Genomic DNA, 15,700 nt, shown 5'->3' with positions numbered 1-15,700 from the left:
GTAGGAGTGGCAGTGGTGGGCGCGGCCTTCTTCGCGGGACTGGCGGCCGCTGTCGTCGTGGGGGTCGTCTTCCTGGCCGCTGTCTTCTTGGCCGCCGTCTTCTTGGCGGCTGTCTTCTTCGCAGGGGCCTTCTTCGCGGGGCTCTTCGTCGCCGGGGCCTTGGTCGCCGCGGTCGTGGCCGGCGCCTTCTTCGCGGCAGCCTTCGTCGCAGGGGCCTTCTTCGCGGGTGCCTTCTTCGCGGGCGCCTGCTTCGCGGTGGCCTTGGCCGGGGGCGCCTTCTTCGCGGGCGCCTTCTTCGCGGTGGCCTTGGCCGCAGGGGTCTTGCTCGCGGGCGCCTTCGCGGCGGAGGTCTTCTTCGCGGAGGTCTTCTTCGCGGGCGCCTTCTTCGCGGGCGCCTTCTTCGCGGGCGCCTTCTTCGTGGCCTTCGCGGAGCTGCTCTTCTTCGCCGGCGGCCGGGTCTCAGCCGCACCGTCGGGGCTCGCGGCACGCTTGCGACCGATCACCCGCTTCGCAGCGGCGGCCGCGGTTCCGGCCAGGGACTTGCGCGTGGTGCCAGCCATCTCCGAGGGCCTCCAGCATGCATCAGGTGTGGCGGGAACCACACGGTGGCAGGGAGGCTAGCCGCTGCATCCTGACGAACCAACATCGGCTCGCCGAAATGCGAGAACGACCACCCCGAGGGGCGGTCGTTCTCGATGCCGGACTGGAGCGCCGGGTCAGTTCTCGTCGTCGCCGAGGACCGAGCGGAGGCGCTTGGGCGCGTTGCCGCTGTCGACCGGGGCCTGCGTCTCGCCGCCGCTGGAAAGAGCCTCCAGCTGCTGCGTGAAGTAGGTCTTCAGGCGGGAGCGGTACTCGCGCTCGAACTGGCGCAGGGTCTCGACGTCGCTGTTGAGCTTGTCGCGCTCCTTCTCCAGGTCGCCGAACATCTGCTGGCGGCGCTCGGCGGTCTCGGAGTCGAGCATCTGCGAACGCTGGCGGGCGTCAGCCTCCATGCGGTCGGCCTTGGTCTTGGCCTCGGACTCGACCCGCTCGGCCTTGGTGCGCGCGGCGCCGACGATGCGGTCGGCCTCGTTCTTGGCGTCCTCGACGAGCTCGTCGGCGTTGCGCGTGGCGATCTCGAGCAGGCGCGCGGCGGCGTTGGACGCCTCGGGCACCGTCTCGACGCGCATCGTCTGCACGGGCGCGGCAGCGGCCACGGGCGCCGGCGCGGCCCGCTGGGGCTCCGGCTCCGGCTCGGGCTCGGGCTCCGGCTCGGGCTGGGCGAACGACGTGGTCGCCGGGGCGGGCGCGGACGCGGCACCGGACTGCGCGGCCGACAGCTTGGCCCGCAGGTCGTCGTTCTCCTTGGTCAGCCGGGCGAGCTCGGCCTCGACCTCGTCGAGGAACTGGTCCACCTCGCCCATGTCGTAGCCCTCGCGGAGACGGACAGGCGTAAAGCGCTTGTTGCTCACGTCCTCAGGCGTCAGCGGCATGACCTCACCCAAACTTTCACGATCGATATCACGGTGGCTCTGCTGTCAGGAGACAATAGCGCCCGGGACGTCACCGGGCACAGTGACCCGTGTGACGGATGGTTCTAGAGGCCGAAGATGGTCGCGACCACGTTGAGCAGCAGCCATGCTCCCACCATCACCAGCAGGAAGCTCAGGTCGAGGGCGACCTGACCGATCCGCAACGGCGGGACGACGCGGCGCAGCGCCACGATCGGCGGGTCGGTGGCGGAGTAGACGCCTTCCAGGGCCACAAGCAGCGGGCCCTTGGGCTCCCACCGACGCGCGAACACCTGGACCCAGTCGACGATGAAGCGCACCCACAGCAGGCAGATGAAGATGAAGAGGACGTACCAGAGGATCGAACCGATGATCACCACGACTGAAAGTATGAGTCAGCTCTGGTTGAAGAAGCCGTCCTCGGCGATCCGCTGCTTGTCCTCGGCGGAGACCGCGACGTTGGGCGGCGACAGCAGGAAGACCTTGTTGGTCACCCGCTCGATCGAGCCTCGGGTCGCGAAGATGAGGCCGGCGGCGAAGTCGACGAGGCGCTTGGCGTCGTTGTCGTCCATCTCGCTGAGGTTCATGATCACGGGCGTGCCGTCGCGGTAGTTCTCACCGACGAGACGGGCCTCGTTGTAGTTGCGGGGGTGCAGGGTGGTGATGCGGCTCAACTCGGCCACGACTCCTGTCTGGACCGGTGCCGGACGACGGCGCTCGGCGAGGTCGGACACGGGGGCAGGGCGACGCTCGCCCACGGCAGGACGCTGGTCGACGGCGTCGTGGGTCGTGGTCTCGGTGTCGCCGTCGTAGTCGTCGTAGTGGCCGGTGTCCTCGAGCAGGCCGAGGTACTCGCCGATCTTGCGCATCGCGCCGCTCATGAGACTGTTCCTCCGCTAGACCTGGCACCCAGGACCGGGCACCTGTTGACTGTTGTGGACATTACTGGACCGTGGGCCTCTCACCGAGGACCGCGGAGCCGACACGCACGTGTGTCGCGCCATGGCGGATCGCCGCCTCGAGGTCGCCGCTCATCCCGGCCGACAGCACGGTCGCCCCGGGATGCTCGAGCAGGAACGACTCACGGACGCGGGCGAGCCTGGCGAAGGCCGCGTCCGGGTCCTCCCCCAGCGGCGCGACGGCCATCAGGCCGCGCAGCCGGAGCGGCCCGGCCTCCTCGACGCGCCGTGCCAGCCCGTCGAGGTCGTCGGGCGCCGCCCCGGAGCGGTTGCCGGCGCCGGGCGGGTCGAGGCTGACCTGGAGGAGCACGTCGACGTCGCGGCCCCGTGCGTGGGCGCCGCGGGAGAGTGGCCCGACGAGCTTGGCCCGGTCGACCGACTCCACCACGTCGGCGTAGGACGCGACGGCCGCGGCCTTGTTGGACTGGAGGCCGCCGATGAAGTGCCAGCGCAGCGCGAGGTCGGCGCACTCGGCGGCCTTGGCCTCGGCCTCCTGGTGACGGTTCTCCCCCACGTCGGTGACCCCGAGCCCGGCGAGCACACGGACGTCGGAGGCGGGGAAGAACTTGGTGACCACCACGAGGGAGACGTCGCCCTCCGGGCGTCCGGCCTCGGCGCAGGCGGTGTCGATGCGGCGGCGTACGACCTCGAGGTTGGCGGCGATGGCGTCCGCGCGCGCGGTCACGGGTGGCTCCAGATCACGCCGGCGAACCGGGTCGCCGCGTCGCCGTCTCGTCGGTAGGACGGCCAGGAGGTGTCCTCGCGCGTGCAGGTGTCGACCACGCGTACGTCGTCGACGCCCACACCGGCGAGCTGCGCGCGCACGCCCGCACCCAGGTCGAGCGCCGGTGTGCCCCACGACGTCGTGGACCGCGCCTCGGGGACGAGGGCGACCACTTCCTCCTGGAGGGCGGCGGGGACCTCGTAGCAGGCGCCGCACACGTGGGGGCCGATCCACGCGACGGCGGGGTCGCCCCCGTGCTCGCGCAGGCGGGCGACCGCTGCGGGCACGACGCCGGCGGCCAGGCCCGGGCGACCCGCGTGGACGGCCGCGATCCATCCGGTCGCGGGGTCGGCGAGCAGCACCGGGACGCAGTCGGCCGCACGGGCCGTCAACGCGACGCCGGGCCGCGAGGTGAAGAGCGCGTCGCACGACGGAGGCTCGGTGGAGCCGTGGTCGTCGACGAGAGCGGCGTCCGCCCCGTGCACCTGGTGCATCAGCACAGGCGTCGCGCCGGTCGCCTCGGCCAGGCGCCGCAGCGCCTCGGACCGCACGGCGGCACCGGCCGCGTCGCCGAGGCTCAGGGAGACGTCGGTGAAGGCGACCTCGATCACGAGGTCGCCTTCGAGCCGATCGCGATGACGGAGCAGCGTCACTTCAGGAAGTCAGGCACGTCGAGGTCGTCGTCGTCGAACTGCACCTGACGGGCCGGCCGCGACGGCGCGGGCTGCTGCGCCTGCTGGGCGGGCTGGGACGCGGGCTGCTGCGGGGCCGACGGGCGGCCGTCCTGCGCCGACGGGGCGAAGGTCGTCTGCGCCGGGGCGCTGGACTCGTTGCGCGACGGCGCCGGCGGCTTCGTGGCGAGCTGCTGTGCGGCTGCCCGGGTCTGCTCCTGCGTCTGCGCCGGCTGCCCCTGGCGCAGCACGTGGCCGTCGGGGCGGCGCTTGGGCATGCCGCCGTCGAAGCCGGCGGCGATGACCGTCACCTTGACCTCGTCGCCGAGCGCGTCGTCGATGGTGGCACCGAAGATGATGTTGGCCTCGGCGTGGGCGGCCTGCGAGACGAGCGCAGCCGCCTCGTTGATCTCGAAGAGGCCGAGGTCGGACCCGCCGGCGATGGAGAGCAGCACGCCGTGCGCGCCCTCGATGCTGGCCTCGAGGAGCGGGCTGGAGACGGCCATCTCGGCCGCCGCGACCGCCCGGTCCTCGCCGCGCGCCGAGCCGATGCCCATCAGGGCCGATCCGGCGTTGGCCATCACCGACTTCACGTCGGCGAAGTCGAGGTTGATCAGGCCGGGGGTCGTGATCAGGTCGGTGATGCCCGAGACGCCCTGCAGCAGCACCATGTCGGCCTGCTTGAAGGCGTCGAGGATCGACACGTTGCGGTCGGTGATCGACAGCAGCCGGTCGTTGGGGATGACGATGAGGGTGTCGACCTCCTCGCGGAGCTGGCTGATGCCCTCCTCCGCGGAGTTGGCGCGACGGCGACCCTCGAAGGCGAACGGGCGCGTCACCACGCCGATCGTCAGGGCGCCCAGCGAGCGGGCGATGCGAGCCACGACGGGCGCGCCGCCGGTGCCGGTGCCGCCGCCCTCGCCGGCGGTCACGAAGACCATGTCGGCGCCCTTGATGACCTCCTCGATCTCGTCGGCGTGGTCCTCGGCCGCCTTGGCGCCCACGTCGGGGTTGGCACCGGCGCCGAGGCCGCGGGTGAGCTCACGACCGATGTCGAGCTTGACGTCGGCGTCGCTCATCAGGAGTGCCTGGGCGTCGGTGTTGATCGCGATGAACTCGACGCCCTTGAGGCCGACCTCGATCATCCGGTTGACGGCGTTGACGCCGCCACCACCGATGCCCACGACCTTGATGATCGCCAGGTAGTTCTGCGCTGCTGCCACGGCTCCGGGGCCTTTCTCGAGTGGGTCTGTGTGAAGTCTCGGGGACGAGGGTGCTGCACCCTCCGCGGCTCTGCGGAACCCTAACCGTGAGCCTGAGGGTTATAGTTATGTCAACCTCGCCTTTCGCCAGACACTAGGCACCGGGCGGCGTGAATCGCCGCCGGACACGCCCACGCGGCGCGTGTCGGTGAAGAATTTCTGGCGCACCCGGCTCGGCGGGACGAGGCGCGGTGCGTCAGGGCGTGGTGTGTCAGGGAGTGGTGCGGTAGGTCGGGTTGCCGGGGACGCTGACGTCGTAGTAGGGCGCCCGCTGCGCGGCCAGCAGCTTGTCGACCACCTGGGCCTTCAGCTCCGACTCCTCCGCGCTCCCCCACAGGACCTCGCGCTGGTCGCGCATGACGAGGGTGATCTGGTCGACGGTGGCGACCTCGACGTGGTCGACCCGGGTCGCCAGGTCGTCGGGCAGGGCGCTCACCACGGTGGCCGCCTCGCGCAGCGCGTCGGTGCCGGCTTCGGTCCCGGGACGCACGCGCGGCATGCCCCGGGGGACGGTCTCGTAGTCGCGGAAGACCACGCCGTCGGCGTCGAGGCCGCGGAGCCGGCCGGCCAGCTCCACCACCGCCACCGCGGTGCGCTCGACCACCGAGATCCGCACGCTGTCGGGCCAGGTGCGGGTGACGTCGACGGACGCCACCTCGGCGAGCGCGCCGACGCGTGCGTCGGCACGGTCGAGGTCGACGAGGGCGAGCTGGTCGCCCAGGGGGACGTCGGCGACCTCACGGACCCGGCCGTCGCTCAGCAGGCTGTTGCCGACGACCTCGACCCGCTTGACCTGCAGCCTGGTGGAGAAGAAGACGAGGTGGACCGACGTGGCGATCAGCGCCACGACGAGCAGCAGCGCCACGACGTAGCGCAGCGACAACCAGCGACGGGCCCACTGCCGTCGGGCGAAGCGGCGGCGCGTGCGGCGCGCCGACCTGGCCTGACGCCCTGCCTGCTTGTCCGCCTGGCTGCTGGTCTGCTGACCCGTCTGCTGCCCCGTCTGCTGCCCCGTCCGCTCGCCGGCCGGACGCTCGTCCGGCCGACCACTGCTCGCCTCGGCGGTGCCTGCCTCGCCGTGCGCGTCGCGGCCGGTGCCGGTGCTGGTGCTGGTGAGGCTGCCCGGGTCGCGTGGGCCCGGCCCCGGCACCTCGCGATCCACTCAGCCACCCCCGAGCAGGTCGAGCACCCGCGGCCCGACGCCGGTGATGTCGCCCGCGCCGAGGGTGATGACCAGGTCGCCGGGGCGCGCACGCTCGGCGAGGGCCTGGGCGGCGGCGCCCAGCCCGTCGACGTAGGTCACGTGCTGGACCGGCAGGGGCACGGCGTCAGCGACGAGCAGTCCGGTGACCTCCGGATCGGGGTCCTCGCGGGCGACGTAGACGTCGAGCACGACGACCTCGTCGGCGGCGCCGAGCTCGCGGCCCATCGCCTCGCCGAAGATGCGGGTGCGCGAGACGAGGTGGGGCTGGAAGGCGGCGACGACGCGGCCGTCGCCGGCGAGCGCGCGCGCCGCCTCGAGGTCACCGCGGATCTCGACGGGGTGGTGGGCGTAGGAGTCGTAGACGCGTACCCCGCCCACCTCGCCCTTGAGCTCCATCCGTCGGCCCGTCCCCGTGAAGCCGCCCAGGCCCTCGGCGAGGGCGTCGGCGGGCAGGCCGAGGCGCAGGCCCATGGCCAGCGCGGCCACCGCGTCGAGGACGTAGTGGCGACCGGGGATGCGCAGCCGCAGCTCACCGAGGTCGTCGTCGCCGCGGGTGACGCGGCACGTCGACGTGGAGCCGGCGAGCGTCAGGTCGTGGATGCGCACGTCGGCGGCGGACGACTCCCCCACCGTCACGACGTCGAGGCCGCGCGCGCGGGCCAGCTCCGCGAGCCGGGCGGCGCCGGGGTCGTCGACCACGCAGACGAGGAAGCCGTCGCGGTCGATCGTGTCGGCGAAGTCCTCGAAGGCACGGTGGTAGGCCTCCTCGGTGCCCCAGTTGTCGAGGTGGTCGGCCTCGACGTTGGTGACGATCGCCGCGTGGGGCCGGTAGTGCAGGAAGGCGCCGTCGCTCTCGTCGGCCTCGGCGACGAACAGGTCGTCGGCCCCGGCGTCGGCGTTGCGGCCGGTGGCGGTCAGCACGCCCCCGACGGCGTACGACGGATCGACGCCGGCCGCGAGCAGCGCGGAGGTGAGCAGCCCCGTTGTCGTCGTCTTGCCGTGGGTGCCGGCCACGGCGAGGACGCGGGAGCCGGCCATCACGGCGGCGAGCCCGGCCGAGCGGGGCAGGATCCGCAGGCCTCGGCGGCGGGCCTCGAGGACCTCGGGGTTGTCCTCACGTGCCGCGGTCGTCACCACGAGCGTGTCCGCGTCACCGACGCGGGCGGCGTCGTAGCCGAGGTGGCACGTCACGCCGAGCTCGCGCAGGGCGGGCAGGAACGGCGTGTCGTGGTCGTCGCTGCCGGTGACCGCGATGCCGCGCCGCGCCATGATGCGGGCGATCGCGGAGATGCCCGCGCCGCCGATGCCGACGCAGTGCACCCGTCCGAGCTCGGCGGCGGGCAGCACCTCGTCGGGGACCGGGATCCTCACGGGCGTGCGCCCCCTGCGTCGAGGACGAGCCGGGCCAGCTTCTCGTCCGCGTCGAGCGGGATGACGCCGGTGGCCGCGGCTCCCATGGCGGCGAGCCGCTCGGGGTCGTGGAGCAGCCCGGGCACGCTGGCCGCGACCCACTCGGGCGTCAGCGCGGCGTCGGAGACGAGCAGCCCGCCGCCGGCGTCGACGACGGGGCGGGCGTTGAGCGCCTGCTCGCCGTTGCCGATCGGCAGCGGCACGTAGATCGCCGGCAGCCCGACGCCGGAGACCTCGGTGACGGTGTTGCTGCCGGAGCGGCACAGCACCGCGTCGGCGGCGGCGTAGGCCAGGTCCATCCGGTCGACGTAGTTGAGCGCGACGTAGGGCACCTCGCTCGCCGCGATGGTGACCTCGTGCTTGGGCCCGACGACGTGCAGCACCTGCACGCCGGCCGCGGCGAGGGCGGGCGCCGCCCCGGAGACGGCGGCGTTGATCCGCGCCGCCCCCTGCGAGCCGCCGGTCACCAGGAGCGTGGGCAGGTCGTCGCGCAGGCCGAAGGTGGCGAGCGCCTCGGCCCGCAGCGCTCCCCGGTCCATCGTCGAGATGAGCCGGCGGACGGGCAGGCCGGTGCAGACGGCGCGCGGCAGGTCGGTGCCGGGGAAGCTGGTCGCGACGTGCGTGGTCATGCGGGCGCCGAGCTTGTTGGCGATGCCGGGGATCGCGTTGCCCTCGTGGACGACGATCGGCACGCCGCGCTTGCGGGCGGCGAGGTAGGCCGGGACGGAGACGTAGCCGCCGAACCCGACGACCACGTCGGGACGCACCCGGTCGACCACCTCGAGGGCGGCGGCGCGCGCGGCGCGCAGGCGGGTCGGCGTACGGAGCAGGTCGGGGCCGGGTCGGCGCGGGAGCGGGACGCGCGGCACGATCTCGAGCGGCAGCCCGGCCTCGGGGACGAGCCGGGCCTCGAGCCCCTCGCGGGTGCCGAGGCAGGTGATCTGGGTCGACGGGTCGAGCCGGCGCAGGGCGTCGGCGGTGGCGAGCAGGGGCGAGGTGTGGCCGGCGGAGCCGCCGCCGGCGAGGAGAACGCGCATCGGGGGCAAATCTAGCGAGCGCGACCCGCGGACAGACCGGCGGAGCGGTTGCGTCGGCGTGCCGCCAGCGCGGCCGCCGCCTCGGGCTCGCGGCGCGCGAAGCCGATCACGAGGCCGAGGGCCACGAGCGAGGGCAGCAGGGCCGATCCGCCGTAGGACACGATCGGGAGCGGGATGCCGATGACCGGCAGGACGGCGAGCACCATGCCGACGTTGATCATCATCTGGCCGAGCAGCCACACCACGATGCCGAAGGTGGCGTAGCGGACGAACGGGTCCTCGGTGCTGAGCGCGACCCGGACGGCGGCGTAGGCGATGGTGAAGAAGAGCCCGATGACGAGCAGGGTGCCGACGAGGCCGAGCTCCTCGCCGAGCACGGCGAAGATGAAGTCGGTGTGCGCCTCGGGCAGGTCGCCCCACTTCTGGGTCGAGGCACCGATGCCCTGGCCGAACCAGCCGCCGCTCGACAGGGCGTAGAGCCCGTGGGCGGGCTGCCAGCCCGCGTCGGTGTAGTCCTTGAACGGGTCGGTGAAGTGGGTGATCCGCTCGAGCCGCTCCGGGTCGGTGGCGGCCAGCGCGACGGCGGCCACGCCGAGCACGGACAGGCTGAGCCCGAAGAGCCGCAGGGGCGCGCCGACCACCCAGAGCATCCCGAGGAGGATCGCCGCCAGCACCATCGCGGTGCCGAGGTCGCGGCCGACCAGCACGAGGCCGATGACGGCGAAGAGCCCGGGCACGACCGGCACCAGCAGGTGGTGCAGCTCGCGCAGGCGGCGCTCCTTGTGGGCGTAGATGTTGGCGGCCCACAGCACGATCGCGAGCTTGGCGATCTCGGCGGGCTGGATGTTGACCGGGCCGAGGGCGAGCCAGTTCTTGTTGCCGTTGATGAGCACGCCGAACTGGGCGACGAGGCCGAGCAGCACCAGGGCGACCAGGAAGCCGGGGTAGGCGAGCCGGCGGACGTGCCGCACGGGGATCCGGGACGCCACCCAGGCGGCGGGGACCCCGAGGACCACCCAGAGCAGCTGCCGCTTCACCACGGCGTAGGAGTCGTCGTAGGTGAGGTAGGACCGCACGCTGGACGCGCTGAGCACCATGATCACGCCGATGGTGAGCAGCAGCGCCGACGACCCGAGCAGGAGGTAGTAGGACGCGAGCGGCTTGTCGAGCGCGTCGCGGACCGACCGCCACCCCGCGACGAGCCCCGACCCCAGCGGCGGACGTCCGGCCGCGGTCGAGCCGTCACCCTGCTCGGGCTGCGGGTCGAGGGACGGGCCCGGGCCGGCGTCCAGCCCGACTCCTCCGGGGTTGACGGTGGTCATCGTCGCGGCTCCCCTCGGGTCGGTGGCTGCTAGTCGCTGTCGGGCTGGTCGGGCTGGTCGGTGCGGGCGATGTGTGCGTGGACGGCGGCCGCGAACGCGTCGCCGCGGGCGCCGTAGTTGGCGAACATGTCCATGGAGGCGCACCCCGGCGCCAGCAACACCGTGTCACCGGACCTGGCGAGCCCGGCGGCCGCGTCGACCACGCGCTCCATCGGGTCCCCAGTCTCGTCGGCCCCCACATCGATGACCGGCACATCGGGCGCGTGTCGCGAAAGTGCGTCGGCCACGACCTGGCGGTCCCGGCCCAGCAGCACGACGCCGCGCAGGCGGCCTCGGACCGCGATGACGAGGTCGTCGAAGCGGGCGCCCTTGGCGAGCCCGCCCGCGATCCAGACGACGTCGTCGTAGGCGGACAGCGAGGACTGCGCGGCGTGGGGGTTGGTGGCCTTGGAGTCGTCGATCCACGTGACGCCGGCGGCCTCCGCGACGTGGGCGATGCGGTGGCCGTCGGGGCGGAAGGCGCGCAGTCCGTCGCGCACCGCCTGCTGGCTGACGCCGTGGGCGCGGGCCAGCGCGGCGGCGGCCAGGGCGTTGGCGACGAAGTGGGGGGCGGGCGAGGCGAGGTCGCCCAGCGTGCAGAGCTCGGCGGCGCTGGTCGCACGCTCCTCGATGAACGCGCGGTCGACGAGGAGGTCCTCGACGACTCCGAGGCTGCCGGGCGAGGGCGTGCCGAGCGTGAACCCGACGGCCCGCGCGCCCTCGACGACGTCGGCCTCGCGGACCATGTCCTCGGTGGCGGGGTCGGCGAGGTTGTAGACGCACGCACGCTGCACGCCCTCGTAGACGCGCGCCTTGTCGGCGGCGTAGACCTCCATGCCCGTCCGGGCGCCCGGCTCGACGCCCGCGCCCGGCTCGTCGTCGTACCAGTCGAGGTGGTCCTCGGCGATGTTGAGGACGACGGCCGACTCGGCCGACATCGAGCGGGTGTAGTGGAGCTGGAAGCTGGAGAGCTCGACGGCCAGGACGTCGTAGGGCTCGGGGTCCATCACGGCCTCGACGATCGGGCGCCCGACGTTGCCGACCGCGACGGCGCGGAGGCCGGCGGCGACGAGGATCGACTCCAGCATCTGCACCGTCGTGGTCTTGCCGTTGGTGCCGGTGACGGCGAGCCACGGCGCCGGGTCCTCGGGGTCGCGCAGGCGCCACGCCAGCTCGACCTCGCCCCACACCGGGATGCCGCGCTCGACCGCCTGCGCCAGGAGCGGGGCGGTCGGCTTCCAGCCCGGCGAGGTGACCACGAGGTCGACGTCGTCGGGCAGCACGGCGGTCGCGCCCGGCTCCAGCCGGACGGTCGCGCCCAGCGTCTCGAGGAGCTGCGCCTTCTCGGCCTTCTCCTCGCTGGTGGACTCGTCGAGCGCCGTCACCTGCGCGCCGAGGAAGAGCAGGTTGTCGGCGGCGGCGAAGCCGGACACCCCGAACCCGGCGACGACGACGCGTACGCCGGACCAGTCGCTGGTGCGGCCGAGCTGCTCGATGTCAGGTGTCATCGTGGCGTGGTCATCCGATCCCGGCGACCCACTCGGCGTAGAAGATGCCGAGGCCGGTGGCGACGGCCAGGCCGGTGACGATCCAGAAGCGGATCACGATCGTCACCTGCTCCCAGCCGAGCATCTCGAAGTGGTGGTGCAACGGCGTCATCCGGAAGACGCGGTGACCCGCCTGGACCTTGAAGATGCTGCGGAACAGCCCGCTCGCACGGCTGGCCTTGAAGACGGAGACCTGGATCATCACCGAGAGCGTGATGACCACGAAGAGGCCGCCGATGATCAGCAGCAGCAGCTCGGTGCGGGTCATGATCGCGAAGCCGGCCATCGCACCACCCAGGGCGAGGGACCCGGTGTCGCCGAGGATGATCTGCGCCGGCGACGCGTTCCACCAGAGGAACCCGAAGCAGGCACCGGTGAGGGCGGCGGCCACGACCGCCAGGTCGAGCGGGTCGCGGACCTCGTAGCACTTGGGCCCGGCCTCGAGCGCGCACGACTGGCTGTTCTGCCAGATGTTCACCAGCGTGTAGGCGGCGAAGATCAGGATCGACGCTCCGGTCGCCAGGCCGTCGAGGCCGTCGGCGAGGTTCACCGCGTTGCTGAAGCCGGTCACGATGAACCAGATCAGCAGCAGGACCAGCACGGCGGGCAACGCGAACCGCTCGTAGTCGCGGATGAACGAGATGTGGTCCGACGCCGGACGCCAGCCGCGCTCGTCCTCCAGCGCGGGCGAGAGCGCCAGGACGCCGAAGATGATCGCGACGACCGTCTGGCCGATCATCTTGGCGCGGCTGCGCAGGCCGGTGCTGTGCTGGCGACTCACCTTGAGGAAGTCGTCGAGGAAGCCGACCCCGCCGAGCCCGACGAGCAGGAAGAGCAGCAGCAGCGCCGAGGCGGTCGGGGCCTGACCGGTGATCAGCTTGGCGGCGAAGTAGCCGACGACGGTCGCGAGCACGACCACGGCGCCGCCCATCGTCGGCGTGCCGCGCTTGATGTGGTGGGTGGTGGGTCCGTCGTCGCGGATCGGCTGGCCGAATCCCTGCCGCGTGAAGAACCTGATCGCGTAGCGCGTGCCGAGTAGGGAGATGAGCAGGGAGAGGCCTCCTCCGAACAGGATGGCTCTCATGCGGTGCTTCCTTCCTTGCCGCAACCGATGAGGTCGTCGGCGATCAGTTCGAGCGCCGCCCCCCGTGATGCCTTCACCAGGACGACATCAGCAGCCGAGACATTGTGCCGCAGCCAGTCGGCCGCCTCGTCACGCCCCGCTGTGGTGGTGCTCACTCCCCCACCTCCGACGGACGCGAACCCCTCGGCGATCCCGGCCGCCTCGTCGCCGACGACCAGCAGCACGTCGACCCCGACGCGGGCGGCGTAGTCCCCGACCGATCGGTGGGCCTGGGCTGCTCCGTCGCCGAGCTCGAGCATCTCGCCCAGCACGGCGACCGTACGTCGTCCCGTGTCGGCGCCGATGCCCGCGAGGGTCTCGAGCGCGGCCCGCATCGACTCGGGGTTGGCGTTGTAGGCGTCGTTGAGCACGACGAGACCGTCGGAGCGCTCGGTCAGCTCCATCCGCCAGCGGCTGGCCGGCACGGCGTCGGCGAGGGAGTCGGCGACGGTGTCGAGGTCGAGCCCGGCCGCGAGGGCCATCGCGGCGGCCGCGGCGGCGTTGCGCCACTGGAAGGCGCCGACCTGGCCGAGGTGGACGGTCGCGCCGGAGCCGCGGTGGGCCAGCTCGAAGGACTGCCGGCCCAGCTCGTCGGTGGTGACCTCGCTGACGGCGACGTCGGGGACTCGGCCGTCGGCGGCTTCGCCGAAGGTGACGACCTGCGCGGTCGTGCGGGTCGCCATGGCGGCGACCAGCGCGTCGTCGGCGTTGAGCACGGCGGTGCCGTCGGCGGGCAGCGCCTCGACGATCTCCCCCTTGGCCGCTGCGATCGCCTCGCGGCTGCCGAACTCGCCGATGTGGGCGGTGCCGACGTTGAGCACGGCGGCGACGCGCGGCGGGGCGATCGCGCACAGGTCGGCGATGTGGCCGACCCCCCGTGCGCCCATCTCGACCACGAGGTAGCGGGTGTCGGGGGTCGCGCGCAGCACCGTCAGCGGCACGCCGAGCTCGTTGTTGAAGTTGCCACGCGTGGCGATCGTCGGCCCGGCCTCCGAGAGCAGGTGGGCCAGGTAGTCCTTGGTGCCGGTCTTGCCCTGCGAGCCGGTCATCGCGAGCACCACGGCGTCAGGCAGCCGGTCGACGACGTGGCGGGCGAGCAGACCGAGTGCTGCGACCGTGTCGTCGACCACGACGGTGGGCAGCTCGGTGGGTCGGCTGCCCAGCACGGCGGCCGCACCGGCCGCACCGGCGGCCGCGGCCAGGTCGTGGCCGTCGACGCGCTCGCCGGCGATCGCCACGAACAGCCCACCCTCCTCCGGCGTCCGGGTGTCGACGAACGCGCCACCGCTGACGACCGCCCGGCCGTGGGCGGTGCCGCCGACGACGGCGGCGATCTCGTCGAGGGTCATCTCGATCATGCGTCGCCTCCGGTCCGGCCGGCGCCGTCGTGCCCGGCAGCGAGGGCGCGGACCTCCTCGGCTGCGACCACGCGGTCGTCGAACGGGTGCACCACGTCGCCGACCTCCTGCCCTGACTCGTGACCCTTGCCGGCGATGAGCACGACGTCGCCGGGGCGCGCGCGGCGCAGGGCCTCGCGGATCGCCAGCCGCCGGTCGCCGATCTCCACGACCTCCGCCGGACCGCGTACGCCGGCCAGGACGGCGGCGCGGATCGACCCGGGGTCCTCGGTGCGGGGGTTGTCGTCGGTGACCACCACGACGTCGGCGAGCCGCGCGGCGATCTCGCCCATCACCGGACGCTTCACGGTGTCGCGGTCGCCGCCGGCGCCCACCACCACGACCACCTGGCCGTCGGTGAGCGGCCGCAGGGTGGCGAGCACGGCCTCGAGGGCGTCGGGCTTGTGGGCGTAGTCGACGACCACGGTGAAGTCCTGGCCGACCGACACCTGCTCCAGCCGTCCCGGCACCCCGCCCACGCGGGCGATGCCGTCGGCTACCTGTCGGGGGTCGAGTCCGGCGAGCGCCGCCGAGGCGATCGCGGCCAGCGCGTTGGAGACGTTGAACTCTCCCGGCACATGGACCTGTGCGGGCAGCTCGACGCCGGGCCCCAGGACCGTGAACGTCGCGCCACCCGCCGTGAGGTCGACGTCCACCGCGCGCCAGTCGGCGTCGGCGCCGCGGGAGGAGTAGGTCGACATCGGGATGCCCGCGACGTCGAGCAGACGGCGGCCGAACTCGTCGTCGACGTTGGTCAGGCCGACCCGCGCCCGCTCAGGCGTGAAGAGCCCGGCCTTCGCGGCGAAGTAGTCGTCGAGGTCGGCGTGGAAGTCGAGGTGGTCCCGGCCGAGGTTGAGGAAGGTCGCGACGTCGAAGACGACGCCGTCGACCCGCCCCAGCACGAGGGCGTGGCTGGAGACCTCCATCGCGCACGTGTCGACGCCGCGCTCGCGCATCACCGCGAAGAGCCCGTGCAGGTCCGGCGCCTCGGGCGTGGTGAGCTGCGTCTTGACGTCCTCCCCCGCGATCCTGGTGCCGACGGTGCCGATGACGGCCGAGGTGACCCCGGCCTCGGTGAGGCCCTGCTCCAGGACCCGGGTGGTGGTGGTCTTGCCCTGGGTGCCCGTGACGCCGATGACGCGCAGGCCCGTCGCCGGGTCGCCGTAGATCCGGGCCGCGAGGCGACCGAGCACGCGACGGGGGTCGGGCACCACGACGGCCGGCGTGCCGCCCGGCAGGCGGTCGAGGCCGGCGGGGTCGGTCAGCACGACGACCGCGCCCGCCGCCAGTGCCTGCGCGGCGAAGTCCGCGCCGTGGGCGCGTGCGCCCGGCAGCGCGGCGTACAGGTCACCCGGGCGGACGCGTGCGGTGCTCAGCGAGATCCCGGAGACGTCGACGTCGAGGTCGCCGTGGACGGCCACCTCGGTGGTCTCCGAGAGCCAGTGGGCGAGGCCGGCAGCAGGGGTCGACGGGGACTGCTGCGGCCGCGTCGCACTCCCAGGCTCCTGCACCGGC

Annotated in this window: 15 protein-coding genes; 1 reads left to right on the top strand and 14 read right to left on the bottom strand. The window is 73.1% G+C overall.

The window, feature by feature from the left end; translation table 11 throughout:
* Nucleotides 1-15: 15 nt before the first annotated feature.
* Nucleotides 16-621, top strand: coding sequence for a hypothetical protein (locus tag NCI01_RS05450; RefSeq protein ID WP_254180462.1), 606 nt, complete (start codon nucleotides 16-18; stop codon nucleotides 619-621).
* 95 nt (nucleotides 622-716) lie between these two features.
* Here the strand turns inward: NCI01_RS05450 and NCI01_RS05445 are convergent, their stop codons facing one another.
* From NCI01_RS05445 to NCI01_RS05380, 14 genes are all read right to left on the bottom strand, one after another.
* Nucleotides 717-1,472: a DivIVA domain-containing protein gene (locus NCI01_RS05445; RefSeq protein ID WP_254180461.1), complete on the bottom strand. Its 756-nt coding sequence runs from the start codon at nucleotides 1,470-1,472 to the stop codon at nucleotides 717-719.
* Nucleotides 1,473-1,576: 104 nt separating this feature from the next.
* Nucleotides 1,577-1,870 carry a YggT family protein gene (locus tag NCI01_RS05440; RefSeq protein ID WP_254180460.1) on the bottom strand — a complete coding sequence of 98 codons (294 nt, stop codon included), beginning with the start codon at nucleotides 1,868-1,870 and terminating at the stop codon, nucleotides 1,577-1,579.
* Nucleotides 1,871-1,885: 15 nt separating this feature from the next.
* Nucleotides 1,886-2,371: a cell division protein SepF gene (locus NCI01_RS05435; RefSeq protein WP_254180459.1), complete on the bottom strand. Its 486-nt coding sequence runs from the start codon at nucleotides 2,369-2,371 to the stop codon at nucleotides 1,886-1,888.
* A 61-nt stretch (nucleotides 2,372-2,432) separates the two neighbouring features.
* The gene (locus tag NCI01_RS05430; RefSeq protein WP_254180458.1) at nucleotides 2,433-3,134 is read right to left on the bottom strand and encodes a YggS family pyridoxal phosphate-dependent enzyme; all 702 of its coding nucleotides are present in this window, start codon (nucleotides 3,132-3,134) and stop codon (nucleotides 2,433-2,435) included.
* The gene (locus NCI01_RS05425; protein WP_254180457.1) at nucleotides 3,131-3,784 is read right to left on the bottom strand and encodes a purine nucleoside phosphorylase YfiH/LACC1 family protein; all 654 of its coding nucleotides are present in this window, start codon (nucleotides 3,782-3,784) and stop codon (nucleotides 3,131-3,133) included. The genes NCI01_RS05430 and NCI01_RS05425 overlap by 4 nt, the downstream gene beginning before the upstream one ends.
* 38 nt (nucleotides 3,785-3,822) lie before the next feature.
* On the bottom strand, nucleotides 3,823-5,067 hold the full coding sequence (gene ftsZ, locus NCI01_RS05420) for a cell division protein FtsZ (protein ID WP_254180456.1): 1,245 nt from the start codon (nucleotides 5,065-5,067) through the stop codon (nucleotides 3,823-3,825).
* Nucleotides 5,068-5,317: 250 nt separating this feature from the next.
* Entirely contained in the window at nucleotides 5,318-6,268 is a 951-nt protein-coding gene (locus NCI01_RS05415; RefSeq protein ID WP_254180455.1) for a cell division protein FtsQ/DivIB, read from the bottom strand.
* On the bottom strand, nucleotides 6,269-7,681 hold the full coding sequence (gene murC, locus NCI01_RS05410; protein WP_254180454.1) for a UDP-N-acetylmuramate--L-alanine ligase: 1,413 nt from the start codon (nucleotides 7,679-7,681) through the stop codon (nucleotides 6,269-6,271).
* Entirely contained in the window at nucleotides 7,678-8,757 is a 1,080-nt protein-coding gene (murG, locus tag NCI01_RS05405) for an undecaprenyldiphospho-muramoylpentapeptide beta-N-acetylglucosaminyltransferase (protein WP_254180453.1), read from the bottom strand. Before murG ends, murC begins: the two co-directional genes overlap by 4 nt.
* 11 nt (nucleotides 8,758-8,768) lie before the next feature.
* Nucleotides 8,769-10,079 (bottom strand): putative lipid II flippase FtsW, encoded by a 1,311-nt coding sequence (gene ftsW / locus NCI01_RS05400; RefSeq protein WP_254180452.1) that lies wholly within the window; start codon nucleotides 10,077-10,079, stop codon nucleotides 8,769-8,771.
* Nucleotides 10,080-10,108: 29 nt separating this feature from the next.
* Nucleotides 10,109-11,626 carry a UDP-N-acetylmuramoyl-L-alanine--D-glutamate ligase gene (murD, locus tag NCI01_RS05395; protein WP_254180451.1) on the bottom strand — a complete coding sequence of 506 codons (1,518 nt, stop codon included), beginning with the start codon at nucleotides 11,624-11,626 and terminating at the stop codon, nucleotides 10,109-10,111.
* Between the two features lie 10 nt (nucleotides 11,627-11,636).
* On the bottom strand, nucleotides 11,637-12,749 hold the full coding sequence (gene mraY / locus NCI01_RS05390; protein ID WP_254180450.1) for a phospho-N-acetylmuramoyl-pentapeptide-transferase: 1,113 nt from the start codon (nucleotides 12,747-12,749) through the stop codon (nucleotides 11,637-11,639).
* Nucleotides 12,746-14,146, bottom strand: a complete 1,401-nt coding sequence (locus tag NCI01_RS05385; RefSeq protein WP_254180449.1) for a UDP-N-acetylmuramoyl-tripeptide--D-alanyl-D-alanine ligase — start codon at nucleotides 14,144-14,146, stop codon at nucleotides 12,746-12,748. Before NCI01_RS05385 ends, mraY begins: the two co-directional genes overlap by 4 nt.
* A complete protein-coding gene (locus NCI01_RS05380) occupies nucleotides 14,143-15,696 on the bottom strand; it encodes a UDP-N-acetylmuramoyl-L-alanyl-D-glutamate--2,6-diaminopimelate ligase (protein ID WP_254180448.1) in 1,554 nt (517 codons plus the stop codon). The genes NCI01_RS05385 and NCI01_RS05380 overlap by 4 nt, the downstream gene beginning before the upstream one ends.
* Between the last annotated feature and the right edge of the window lie 4 nt (nucleotides 15,697-15,700).

It is taken from the genome of Nocardioides pinisoli (genome assembly GCF_024199985.1).
GTDB classification, from domain to species: Bacteria; Actinomycetota; Actinomycetes; order Propionibacteriales; family Nocardioidaceae; genus Nocardioides; species Nocardioides pinisoli.
This window is presented reverse-complemented; position numbering and strand designations above follow the sequence as displayed.

Coding starts and splice junctions, on each gene's coding strand:
- murD (WP_254180451.1), bottom strand. CDS start 11,626: ATGACACCTGACATCGAGCAGCTCGGCCGCACCAGCGACTGGTCCGGC.
- NCI01_RS05445 (WP_254180461.1), bottom strand. CDS start 1,472: ATGCCGCTGACGCCTGAGGACGTGAGCAACAAGCGCTTTACGCCTGTC.
- murG (WP_254180453.1), bottom strand. CDS start 8,757: ATGCGCGTTCTCCTCGCCGGCGGCGGCTCCGCCGGCCACACCTCGCCC.
- NCI01_RS05385 (WP_254180449.1), bottom strand. CDS start 14,146: ATGATCGAGATGACCCTCGACGAGATCGCCGCCGTCGTCGGCGGCACC.
- mraY (WP_254180450.1), bottom strand. CDS start 12,749: ATGAGAGCCATCCTGTTCGGAGGAGGCCTCTCCCTGCTCATCTCCCTA.
- NCI01_RS05435 (WP_254180459.1), bottom strand. CDS start 2,371: ATGAGCGGCGCGATGCGCAAGATCGGCGAGTACCTCGGCCTGCTCGAG.
- ftsW (WP_254180452.1), bottom strand. CDS start 10,079: ATGACCACCGTCAACCCCGGAGGAGTCGGGCTGGACGCCGGCCCGGGC.